The sequence below is a fragment of the Vibrio sp. T13N genome (genome assembly GCF_032970445.1).
In the GTDB taxonomy this organism is placed as follows: Bacteria; Pseudomonadota; Gammaproteobacteria; order Enterobacterales; family Vibrionaceae; genus Vibrio; species Vibrio diabolicus.
Window position 1 is genome coordinate 18,966 of record NZ_JAWJYE010000015.1, and the last position, 11,839, is coordinate 30,804.

13 protein-coding genes are annotated in these 11,839 nt (G+C 44.0%); 3 read left to right on the top strand and 10 right to left on the bottom strand.

Annotated features, from left to right (window positions below; translation table 11 throughout):
- Positions 1-92: 92 nt before the first annotated feature.
- Both R2S67_RS19495 and R2S67_RS19500 read right to left on the bottom strand, forming a co-directional pair.
- Positions 93-716: a class I SAM-dependent methyltransferase gene (locus tag R2S67_RS19495; RefSeq protein WP_053807919.1), complete on the bottom strand. Its 624-nt coding sequence runs from the start codon at positions 714-716 to the stop codon at positions 93-95.
- Between the two features lie 5 nt (positions 717-721).
- Entirely contained in the window at positions 722-1,177 is a 456-nt protein-coding gene (locus R2S67_RS19500) for an Lrp/AsnC family transcriptional regulator (protein ID WP_031780652.1), read from the bottom strand.
- Positions 1,178-1,325: 148 nt separating this feature from the next.
- Here R2S67_RS19500 and R2S67_RS19505 point away from each other — a divergent pair, with 148 nt between their 5' ends.
- Positions 1,326-2,252, top strand: a complete 927-nt coding sequence (locus tag R2S67_RS19505; RefSeq protein WP_317346708.1) for a DMT family transporter — start codon at positions 1,326-1,328, stop codon at positions 2,250-2,252.
- A gap of 94 nt (positions 2,253-2,346) precedes the next feature.
- Positions 2,347-3,009, top strand: a complete 663-nt coding sequence (locus tag R2S67_RS19510) for a flagellar brake protein (RefSeq protein WP_047008122.1) — start codon at positions 2,347-2,349, stop codon at positions 3,007-3,009.
- A gap of 2 nt (positions 3,010-3,011) precedes the next feature.
- Here R2S67_RS19510 and R2S67_RS19515 read toward each other — a convergent pair whose 3' ends face one another.
- The 8 genes from R2S67_RS19515 to R2S67_RS19550 form a co-directional block, all read right to left on the bottom strand.
- Positions 3,012-4,049, bottom strand: coding sequence for a DUF2955 domain-containing protein (locus R2S67_RS19515; RefSeq protein WP_046875880.1), 1,038 nt, complete (start codon positions 4,047-4,049; stop codon positions 3,012-3,014).
- A gap of 12 nt (positions 4,050-4,061) precedes the next feature.
- Positions 4,062-5,120, bottom strand: coding sequence for an HlyD family secretion protein (locus R2S67_RS19520; RefSeq protein WP_104972361.1), 1,059 nt, complete (start codon positions 5,118-5,120; stop codon positions 4,062-4,064).
- 35 nt (positions 5,121-5,155) lie between these two features.
- Positions 5,156-5,611, bottom strand: a complete 456-nt coding sequence (locus tag R2S67_RS19525; RefSeq protein WP_005397727.1) for a MarR family transcriptional regulator — start codon at positions 5,609-5,611, stop codon at positions 5,156-5,158.
- 300 nt (positions 5,612-5,911) lie between these two features.
- Entirely contained in the window at positions 5,912-8,488 is a 2,577-nt protein-coding gene (luxQ, locus tag R2S67_RS19530) for a quorum-sensing autoinducer 2 sensor kinase/phosphatase LuxQ (RefSeq protein ID WP_005397731.1), read from the bottom strand.
- Positions 8,488-9,585, bottom strand: coding sequence for an autoinducer 2-binding periplasmic protein LuxP (locus R2S67_RS19535; protein WP_005397733.1), 1,098 nt, complete (start codon positions 9,583-9,585; stop codon positions 8,488-8,490). Before R2S67_RS19535 ends, luxQ begins: the two co-directional genes overlap by 1 nt.
- A 320-nt stretch (positions 9,586-9,905) precedes the next feature.
- The gene (locus tag R2S67_RS19540; RefSeq protein WP_012842363.1) at positions 9,906-10,226 is read right to left on the bottom strand and encodes a GIY-YIG nuclease family protein; all 321 of its coding nucleotides are present in this window, start codon (positions 10,224-10,226) and stop codon (positions 9,906-9,908) included.
- A complete protein-coding gene (locus tag R2S67_RS19545) occupies positions 10,223-10,873 on the bottom strand; it encodes a YceH family protein (RefSeq protein WP_047008119.1) in 651 nt (216 codons plus the stop codon). The genes R2S67_RS19540 and R2S67_RS19545 overlap by 4 nt, the downstream gene beginning before the upstream one ends.
- Positions 10,874-11,038: 165 nt before the next feature.
- Positions 11,039-11,242 (bottom strand): hypothetical protein, encoded by a 204-nt coding sequence (locus R2S67_RS19550; RefSeq protein WP_031780656.1) that lies wholly within the window; start codon positions 11,240-11,242, stop codon positions 11,039-11,041.
- 241 nt (positions 11,243-11,483) lie between these two features.
- On the opposite strand from R2S67_RS19550, the gene R2S67_RS19555 reads away from it, so the two are divergent.
- Positions 11,484-11,798 (top strand): DUF496 family protein, encoded by a 315-nt coding sequence (locus R2S67_RS19555; RefSeq protein ID WP_005373603.1) that lies wholly within the window; start codon positions 11,484-11,486, stop codon positions 11,796-11,798.
- Positions 11,799-11,839 lie beyond the last annotated feature (41 nt).

Consider the following 11,839-nt stretch of genomic DNA (forward strand, 5'->3'; position numbering starts at 1 on the left):
CTGCGTTCTCATTCAAGGTGGATAGATACACAGGTAACTGTGAAATCTCACAATACAAGCACCAATAAGGCTTAAGAATTTATAAGGCGGAGTCAGGAAACTGATTCCGCTTTTTTGATCATCGCAATCGTAAAGTCGTGATCGGAATAACCCTCAATCAATTGTGCGTCTGGACATAGCCATCGGCAATAGCGTAACACCCCAACTTTATTATGCGATGCGAGCATTCTCATGCTCGGCAGCTTTTCTTCATCCAATAAGTTAAACACGCACCCTTTCTCTGCGGTCCGGTACATTTTCTCAATCATCTCAATGGTATGATTTGGATTCGCGGATTGATAATTCAATGATCCAGAAGCAAAGACATAATCACTACGGGGCAATACCAACGTTGAAAAGTCACCGCATACGAACTCACTTTGAGTACGAAAGTCCCGCTTTCTGGCCTCAGAGATAAACTGTTTTTGCTGATCAATGCCAATATAACTTTGGGGGCGCAGATTATTGAACTCAATAAACGCTAATAAGTCTCCGTAGCCGCACCCAATATCTAAAAGACTTGAACCGTCTAACGTTAACCCACGGCACAAGGCTTCAAATCGACTGATTTGGCTGTACTTATCTCTCCATCCCAGCGTTCGCGCTCTGTCTGTACCGAACTGTCGGTATCGCTTTCGGTGATAGTGAGCAATCTTAAGTCTATCGAGAAATTTCATCTTTCTTATGCATAAATCGGCAAGCTTCCATTTCCTTTCACTTGTCTAATCGCCAAGTGCGTATGGATATCTTTTACGTTTTCTAATCGTTGTAGCTTTCTAGTGAATGTTTCATAGCCAGCGAGATCTTTGCTGACCACTTCTAACAAATAATCATAAGCCCCTGATACAACATGGCACGAGATCACCTCGTCCATTTCAACAACAGCATGTTCAAATTCATCAATCGAAGAAGCTTGGTGGTTGTTCAAACTGACTTCAACAAATACGGTCATCGCAATACCCACCGTGTCTCTGGACACAATGGCTCGATAACCGCTAATTACGCCCTCCTGCTCTAAACGCTTAATGCGTCTTGCACAAGGTGATGCCGATAATCCTACTTTGTCAGCGAGCTCTGCCGTAGTCAGGGTTGCATCCTTCTGCATCAAGTTGATCAGTTGCCTGTCAATTTTGTCCATTTTTCCTTCCATGCCAATAATCACTAACAATTGACACTTATACGCGCTTTATCACCAACATCAAGCTTAATTACGTCAAATTTTGCCTCCCCTTGGCACGAGTTTTATTCAACAATTAACACATCATTTACAAATGGACATGCCGACAATGATCTTGGGATACGCAGCTATATTAACGACCTTACTGCTTTGGTCTGGTTTCTTTATTTCTTTAAAAGGGGGCGCAATTTCTAGTTTGCAGCCAGCCGATATCGCGTTAGTTCGCTTTCTAATCCCAAGTTTAATCTTATTACCATTTGTGATTAAGCATAAGCAGGCGCTTCGCGTCGTGCCTAAACGCTACCTAACTGGTGTTGTGGTAGGGAGTGGCCTGCCCTACCTGCTGGTCGTCGGCACAGCTATGCACTTCGCTCCCGTGGCGCACGGCAGTGCATTAGTACCTGGTACTTTGCCATTATTTGTTTCTGCTATCGCGGTGTTGTGCTATCAACAGTCGCTGAGTGCTCACCGCTTAATCGGGCTTTCTACGGTGTTGTTAGGGATTTTCGTATTCCTTCTTTCTAATAGCGGTGCAGAGTACAACTGGTCTCAATTACAAGGCCATATCTTGTTTCTAACCGGTAGCATTATGTGGGCTGTTTTCACCATCAGTGCTCGTGTTGCTAACCTTAATGCGCATGTCTGTGCTGGATTCGTTGCAATCGCGTCTTTGGCACTGCTCATCATTGCGGTTGGCTTCGGATGGGTAGATAGTTACCTAGCGATAACGCCGATCAGTCAGTGGCCGTGGGAAGAATTATTTGGCCACGCGATGTTGCAAGGTGTCGGCGCAGGCTTAATCGCCTCTTTTACCTTTATCTATGCAATCCGAATTATTGGCGCCGAAGCCAGTGCTGCTTTTGGGTCATTAACTCCAGTCGTCGCGACACTTCTTGCCGTTCCAATTTTTGGTGAACAACCAGATTCACTGACTTGGTTAGCGCTGATGCTGGTAACCTGCGGCAGTATTGTGGCAAGCCAAATCTTTATGAGAGATGGAATGAGCCAAACTTATCGCCCACCACTTCACAGATAGCGATAATTTTACAAAAACTTTTGTCCTACTATCTTGAATAACAAAATGGCGTTTTGATAGCCTCGATTTAACCAATAATTAAAACGCCAATGTAATGCCTGCCACTCATACTAAAGATGAACTGCATAGATTCCTCAAACCGGGAATGAAACTTTCGACTAATTTCGAGTTTGGGCCTAAGGACCAGTATACATATCCCACCACCTATCTTGGGATGAAAGAGAACGCGTATTTGATTCTTGATATACCGATGCGTTTGCTTGAAGAGCAAGTGATGAGAAAACTCCCAAACGCCGATGTCATCGTGCGTGGTGTATCAGATACGGAGTTAGGCCATGTCATTGCATTTAAATCCAGTGTTCTAACAACTGCGGTTCGTCCTTCGCCCCTTTTATTTATTCGAATTCCAGGAACATTTGCAACCAAACCAGTCCGGGAACACGAACGATATAAGCTGCAAATGGATTGTAAGATTGTTCACGCGGGGAATGTTTACGACGGTAGCCTTATCGACTTCTCACTGGCAGGTATTGGTATCTCAACCTTTATAGAGCCAGAATTCAACGTTGGTGAAAGTGTCACTATCGACTCTTCTCTAAGTCACTATATCGGAGAAGAAAATCGGTGTGTCATTGCCAACATTAAGAAGTTGGTGAAAGGCTGGGTAATAGGAATTAAGTTTGAAAGCCCAATAGCGATGAGTCACGAGCTAAAAACAGAGTTACTGGAGCAGTCCTTTCTAACCAGTAACGTCTGAACTTACTGCTGGCTAAAGCGCGTCGCCTCAAAGCTGTTGAGCACTCTGTGCACCGCATAGGTCACGAGCAGAGTGACAACAATAGCAAACAAAATACTACTCACGCGATACAGCGCGCTGAACATTAAATCGCCATCCGGAGTAAGGTATTGGCCAAATAAAATACCTAATGTAGTTAATCCGCCAAACCCAGCTCCTGACCCACTAGACTCTTTTACATGCATATAGCTGAACATCATCGCGCCAATCCACAGCAATGGGACGATAAACAGCAAGGTATCCGACCAATCGTATAGTACAAGCTGCCCAGCAATACCAAAGGTTACCCCCATCAAGGTCCCCATTGCTCTTTTGCGCGCATACCCTAAAGCACCGTTCCAATGCATAGGAAACAATAAAAGCAAGGTTGTCGCCTGAGCGGACATAGAATCACTGAGGTCAAATAGCTGGAATACAAGGAAAGACATTGTAGCGATGCTCGCCCCCATAAGGGCTTCATGACGCATGCGGTGACTCTGTTTAGGCTGAGATGGTTTTGCCGGTGGCTGACGAGGCTCTGCATCAGGGATCAAAAATGTCACAACGTAGGCCACGATCACTGAAATAACGTTCGCTTGTAGGTTGCTGAATATTAGATCATTTAAGTCGGTTGTTGGATAACTCGCAAAATGCAGCATGATGCTTAAGCTCAGCACGCTATTTGCCCCAAAGAGGAATAAGCTCCCTTTTGACATACAGGCGAACTTATACAAAAACAACCCGAAGGCGATGATCGTCATCATGCCAGGATGTCCACCAAATAGCCCACCAAGAATACCGACCTCCAATCCGCATACGACCGCTGAAAAAATCAGCTGTCGTGCAGCATGCAGGCTCATGACTGGTACCATTCCAAGTAACAACATCGGTGTTACGGTAAAAAATACGCCGTAATTCCAGCCAAAGACCTTACATAAGGTGAAGCCAATGGTCGCGCCAGTTGCAATGCGCAAACACTGACGGAAGTCGTTTTCCGACATGGGATGATCCCATAACTTCATATCGCCTCCCCGTTAATAAATGTAATGAAGAAGACTCAAAAATCGGATCTGACATCTCGCTAACCAGCCAGATAACGAGTTTTCTGGCAACAGTTGCACAGTCGCACGTGCCCCGGCCGGAAATGCGCGCTGTTGAGGTTCATCGATAGCTAAATGTAAACGTAAACGCTGCGCGTCTCTCACCCAGCGGTTTGAGTCTGTCGGTGTCGCTAAACGGCCATCCGCATCAAACTGGCCTGAGCTTACCCCTGCATCCACACTCGTAATACGAGCTTCAAATACGTCACCTGGCAAGCTATCAAAGGCCACTAACGCCCGACTGTTCTGATTGAAGTGCCGCAGACTCTTTTCACGAAAGTCGGCAATAATATCCACGTCATCCGAGACTAAAGCCACAAGAGGCGTACCAGCTGCCGCATAGGCACCCGTTTCCAGCTGCAAGTTAGCGACAACGCCATCATGTTCGGCCACTACTTGAGTGTAAGACAGATTAAGTTCCGCTTGTTTTAGCTGGTTTTGTGCCACGCGGATATTTACATTCGTCGCACCTAAATCGCCTCGGTTTACTTCCAACTCTTTTAAACGAGCGCGCGCGGCCAGTAAGTTTGCTCTGGCTGCCGTTGCACTACTTTGTGCGTCGTCACGCTGTTGTTGCGAGGTGCCATTGCGATGAAACAATGTATCAAGACGTTTGGCTTCGCGAACTTTTTGCTCGGCGACAATTTTGCTCGCTTCAACGTCCGCTTTTGCCGCTGCAATAGAGGCATCAAGCTGTTCATTATTTTGAATCACACGCTCAAGGTTAAGTTGAGCCTTTTCTACGGCGAGCTGATAAGGCTGTGGATCAATCTGGAATAGTAGATCGCCTTGGCTTATTTCTTGGTTGTTGGCAACATAAAGATGCGTAATCTGTCCACTCACACGGGGAGCTACTTTAGTTACCACTCGCGTTGCCATTGCCTGAGGCGTCAGTGGCATGGCGAGATCTGCGACTAGAAAATAGGCAAAGACAAGGACAAACGCGACGCAAGAATACTTGATCCAACGTGCGAATTTTTGATCTGGAGTCATAGGCGTTTACTTCTCTTTTAATTCGGGTTTCTGACTTATTCGCTAAGTGAATCAAGTGCATTGTGAGCAATCTGATCGAGGATCAATGAAAGCTTTTGAAGCTCTTGGTCATTGATTTCCGTCAGTAGCTTGCTCCGTACTTGAAGAATTCGGGTCTCCATTTGCTTCAGTAGAGTTTTACCTTCTTCTGTAAGGCTAACAATGCGTGCTCGCTTGTCATGCTCACTGCAATGGCGAGTGATCAGAGATTGCTCTTCTAATAGCTTTAATGTGCGCATCAGCGATGCTAACTCAATCTCAAGCGCTTCAGCCAAATGCTTCTGACTAACGTTGTCGCCCATTCGATAAAGTTTCCATAACGCAGTCCAACGCGGGTACGTCAGGTTTAAAGGCTCCAACTCGCGATCTGCAACCATTTTCCACAAACGGGCAACACGAGATAACTTTTCAGCCAGAGAAAGGTCGCGCAAACTGTTGATGTCTTGAATCATAAGATCTACTCAATTACTTAGCTTGCTAAGCAATATAAAATAGTTAGCACGCTAAGTAAATAAGTTTTTGTGATTTAAATCACATAGAATATGCCATTGGGGAACAAGTTTGCGTAACGCAACGTAGTACTTGGGTTGAATAGTAGTGATATACGACACTAAAGGTGATATCAGCACTTCTGGCTTATCAACAAGTGAAGCATTGAGATACAAAAAAGCACAACCCTAAGTTATGGCGTTGTGCTTTTCGGTTTAGTGAGCGGTTGAATTATCAATTAAGGCTCATAGCGAATGAGTTCATCACGTTCGTTCAATTAAGAATCGCTGCTTGAAGTCAACAAAGGCTTCATGGAGCGCATTTTCTTTAATCGGTTTGAGCAATACGTAATTCGCGCCCGCCTCCATAAACGCATCACTGGTTTCTTTCGCCGTATCGGCAGTACAAGCATAAATTGGCGTGCCTAACTTCAGCTTCTGTCGGATCTCTTTGGTTGTTTCAATTCCTCCAAGATGCGGCAGTTGGTTGTCCATCAAAATCAAATCGTAAGTATGATCTTTTAAGAACTCCATCGCTTCCAACCCATCTTTTGCCCAATCAACCTGCATTTTGTACTTGTTACAAAATGCTTTGAGAATGAAAGCATTGGTATGGTTATCTTCTACCAACAGTACTTTTAGACTCTCTGCGAATAACTCACCAGGTTTAACTCTCAAGCTTGAATCAAGAGGGGTGAGCACTCGCTCACGATCTTTCACTGGCATTGTAATAACAAAGGTCGTACCCAAACCTTTTTGACTACGTACTTGAACGTCACCTTCCAGCATATCGACGAGGCTTTTCACAATGGTCAGTCCCAAGCCACTGCCACCGTATTCTCGAGTGGTCGTTGCTTCCTCTTGAACGAAAGGTTCGAACATTTGGTCGAGCTTATCGGGCTCTATGCCGATGCCCGTATCCGTAATTTCCACTACCAACACACTATTTTCGGCGCCGTAGAACTGCTCTAGTTCCGCATGCAAGCGTACGCTGCCCGAGGGGGTAAACTTAACTGAGTTACTGACTAAGTTGAATAAAATTTGGTTCAGACGAACTTGGTCAGTAAAGATTTCAACATTGGGATCAATCTTGTTTTCAATGACGAGGTTAACGCCTTTATTTTCGCAAATTGGACGATAAATGTTTTCTAACGTTCGAATCGTGTCAGTGAAAGAAAACGGGTGCTTTTGAATATTAAACTTACCCTGCTCAATCTTCGAAAAATCCAAAATATCATTCAAAACAGCAAGTAAGTGCTCACCACTATGTCGAAGTACGTCAATTTGGTTATTCTGTTCTTCCGTTTCGACAGAGTCTTTTAATAATTGAGCAACTCCTAGAATGCCATTGATTGGCGTTCGGATTTCATGGCTCATTTTAGCCAGAAAATCGGCACGTGCTTGGGCGGATTTTTCTGCCTCTTTACGTGCCAAGTTACTTTGTTTTTCCGCTTCAATAAGCGTCGTAATATCCTGACCTTGAACAATGATACCGCTGATATCACCGTCAACTCGAATCGGCGATAAGTTCCAGCGATATACCTTGTCTCCAATTGGTACATTGACGCCAGTTAACGTGGCTCCTTGAGCTGCCATTCGCAGGTGCGGCATCAACTTTTCTTTGAAGCCTTTAAACACTGGGTGCATGGTTTCAATGTCGTTTTCCATGACCAATTCTTTGCGGGCTGCCGGATTGATTTGGATGAGTACGCCAGACTCTGACCAAACCATAATCGGCGATAACGCAAAGTTAAACAGATCGCGGAATGAACGCTTTTGCGCTTCCAGCTCTTCAAAGGTGTTTTCTAGTGTCGAACCAATATGATCGAACTCCTCGATATCCGATCCGCCAAATCGTTCGAACCCTTTTTCTTCACGAGCCGAACGAGTGTATGCCATCAACGAGCCAAGCTCTTCGACAACTCGATTCTCAATCCACTCTTTGGTCATCAACGCAATCATCACCATCCCGATAACCGAAGCCAGCATCGCTAAAAGGTGCTGGATTTGCAGCGTCACAACACTCTGATTGTCCTGCACGGTTAGTAAACACAAATCCGTCGTGGCAGCATTGACTTCGATAGGGGTTTTAATGATCAACAACTGGTCAAGTTTTTGCTGAGACTCTCGCCGCTTCAGAACATCAAATATCTTGTACGCTTCATCTCCGACTAGTGAGCTAGCTAGTGGCGTATCGTTGGCCACCAAAACAACATTATCAACGTTCCCTTCGTTTTTTAGTCTTTCCATCAACCCGAAGTTGTTATCTAGAACAACAACATTGTAAGAATACCCCATCACTTCACCGGTTTTAGGTTGTAAAACCGGTACACGACGCAGTAACAGATGGCGAGTTCCCATTGGGGTATGTGAAGGAAGGTAATACCAATTGTTGCTAAAAGTCACTTGGCTCGCGAGATCATTGAGAATCAAGTTATTGATGCCATAGAAATGCGCATTCCCATCGTCCCAAATAATGCCTTGATGATCGGTGAGAAAGCGAAACTCTGGCGTATGAGAAGGATCACTCTGGTCAATACTCATGAAAAAGTAATTGAGAGCTTCTTCATCCCGTTCTGTATAAAAATCTAAAACAACATCACTCTTCGAGTTACTGTTGTGATGAATCTGAATCGCAGCAAAATGGCTATCAAAAATATTAAGAATCAGCGCTGACGTCTGTTGCTTAGTTCTATCCACTTCTTGCCAAATAATTTGCTTCGAGAAGTAATAACTCTGAACGAAGATGCCTAAAATGATCGGAGCAAGTACGAGAATGATTATTTTCGTAATAAGCGTCGACAATGAGCGACGCTTTCTTGTTTTTGATGTAGTTGTCATCAATTGTCTGAGTATCTAAATGCGCGTTTTCTTAATGCTTCAATTCTTTCTGGAGAATCAGATTTCGTGACGACTTCAAAATCACCAGAATAAACGGTTGGAACGGGTTTCCCTTCAAGATCCCACTTAATCGCTTCTGCCATTGCAATGCCAGTATCATCGTTCATACGCATAACAGTAACGTCTAACTCCCCTTTCGAAAGCGCTTCTAATTCTGCAGAGCCGCCACCCCAGCCGTTGATCATGACATCTTCACGCCCTAATTCTTTCAGCGCATCAACAGCCCCTAGCGCCACATCTGTAGAACACGCATAAATAAAATCGACGTCAGGGTATTTTTCCAAACTCGCTTTTGCTGCTTCATACCCAGACTGCTTTGTCGCTTTGGTATAGTAAGCAGATTGTAGTTCAAAGTTGTTATCACGGTTGACTTGATTGATAAAGGTATTACCTCTGATATCGCTGATATATCCTTCTGAAAAGTAGAGCACACTATAATGGCTCTGTTTTGGAAAACGCTTACCAAACTCCACGGCAAGCTCACGGCTGCCTTCAGCATGATCAAAACCAACATAAAGGAACGGTTGGTGATCCTCCCAATCTCTTACCGGTGTAGTGATATTTTGTAAGATCAACTTGGTTTTCTTTGAGTCTAAGACGTGTTCAACAAACTTACGATGCCTAGTGGTATCGAGAGTGAAAATCAGATAATCGGAGTTGCTCTTCAGCGCTTCCATTAAAGACAAACTTTGTTGCTTAATATCTGCGTTGGGACGGGTAAATACTTGATTAAGTTGATAGTCGATATCGAGTTTATCTAAACGCTGTTCAAATGCGTCAATATTTCGAATCCAATAATCCGAAATCTGTTGACCTGGATAAACCACAGAAATTTTTAACGGACGCTTTTTGTCTCTTTCAACCGGAACAGGAGTCTCTCGCACGGCGTCAGCCAACGCATTCGTTAACTGCTTCTGTTCTGGAAACTGGTCTAAAAATTCTTGATATGCCCAATACCCGTTGAGGACTTGAGTGGCTTGCGCTATCGGCGCGACAGTGGCCATTGACATCAGGGAGAATACTAACGCTTTTTTCATCTACTGCTCTTTTAGCTTTTTATGAGCCTAATTCAGCTCTATTCGTTACCTAGCCGAGTCATCCTTTACTCTTGTAATCTACCTTCCTCTGAGTGCCTGTTTCAATAATAAATTGGTTCTTAGTCTGAGTTGGAACGAATAAACGTTTATTGTGTACCTAATTGTAAGGTCACAAAATATCATTTCTCCTTTTCATACTCTGAGTGTTTAAACAGAACACCAACCCATTATGCGTCAGTTTGTTCTTACATGGTACTCCAAAACTAAAAAGAAACCGCCTCAGTGGACGGTTTCTTTGTTATTCGGCATGTCGCGAACGCTTATTTCGATAAAGCCATTTCTAACATCATCTGCTGATTTTCATCAACGACAATACTTGCTTTTGACGTAACAAGTAGCTCTTTCTTAGCTTTTGTTAGTTGCTTAATATAATACTCAGCCCGCATGGCAAGTGTCTTTGAATCAAAATCCGAAGACCACTCCAATACCAAGGGACCTTTTCCTTTTAAAGCTTTCGCTCCTTTGCCCGTTTGGTGCTGATTGAATCTTCGCTCAACATTGTTTGTGACACCGCAATACAGCGCATTGCGGTTATTTCGTATCAAATAGACACTCCAACGCTGCGCTGTATTTTCAATCATGAAAGTAGTGACTCGACCTTAGCTTTTAGTTCATCGAGCTCTTCTTTAAGCTGAGCAACTTCGAGCTCTAACTGGCTGACTCGATCAGAATTAGAGCCAGCCGCTGACACTGGCACTGCTAGCTCAGAGACGTCAACGTCGCCACAGAACAAATGCATATAGCGTGACTCTCGCTTTCCGGCTTCACGCGGTAACTTGACCACTAATGGCCCTTTATCTTCGCTTGCTAAGTGCTCCAGAACCGTTTCAACTTCTTTTACATCATGAAATGTCGCGAGACGATTGGTACGAGTGCGAATTTCCCCAGGCGTTTGAGCGCCACGCAAAAGCATACAGCACACGATTCCCTTCTCTTGTTCTGTCAGTTTTAAATCACCAAACTCCGTATTACAGAAACGGTGCTGATACTTGCTAACACGGCTGTTAAACGCACTTTCGTCACTGACGAGCCTACGCTCAATTAGAGCATCAACGGCATCGAGAACGTCTGACTCAGAGAGCGACATTACGGGATCACGGTTGCTTTTTTGATTACACGCGTTGGTTAAAGCGTTTAGGCTGAGGGGGTAAAGATCTGGGGTGGTGACTTCTTTTTCGATCAAGCAACCAATGACTCGTGCTTCAATTGCCGTTAGCTCAACTTTCATAATGCATTTCCTTATTATTTTTGCATTTGACTTGGTACCTAAATCGCTTCGAAATCATGCATCATACATTGGCAAAGAGATGCAAGAAGCGTTAACGATTCAGGTGTCGGTGTCAGGCTAAAGCATAGCGCAAGACCTGGCACCCTTTGCGAATCGGGTCAGGTATCAATGCTCCGAGAGAATTGGCACTTTCGTCAAATTGCCATCTTGATCAACCATCATTATTTTTGAACGATTCAGCTCAACTTCGATGATTTCGAGTTGCTCGCGAGCGTTGATATACGCTGTTTTTAACTTTTCAGCCACAGAGCGAGTGGCTTGCTCATTATCTTGACTACTTACTTGCTCCGCAGTGTTCCCAGAGTCCATATCAAGTTCATCATTTTGCATTCAATGGTGTTGATAATATAGTGAAGGCCACGTTATGACAATGCATCGATGGATTCTACGATGTTGCCCAAAACTCGATTAAAGAAGCGTGATTATGTAGACACATCGCAATTGGTTGAGAAATGTTCAACTCTGCATTGTGATTGATCTAAAGACTGTTATGCCACTGGATGTTGTGCTTTAATCGAGGGAGATATTCATAAAATTAGGAAAGAGAACTATGAGTAGCGTATTTGAAATCGTTAACCAAGCTCGTCGTAAAAACAAACTAAAACGTGAGCTGCTTGATAACGAAAAGAAAGTTCGTGATAACCGCAAACGTGTTGACCTTCTAGAAAACCTTCTAGATTACATCAAACCAGAAATGACTCACGATGAAATCGTCGCAATCATCAAAAATATGAAAGCAGACTACGAAGATCGTGTTGATGACCACATCATCAAAAGTGCAGAAATCTCTAAAGCACGTCGTGACATCAGCCGTCGTATTCGCGAACTGACTGAAGAAGACAAGCAAACTAGCGGCAAAAAATAAACGCTTAAGCTAGATTTTCCAACCCCGAGTAAGGCTACCTT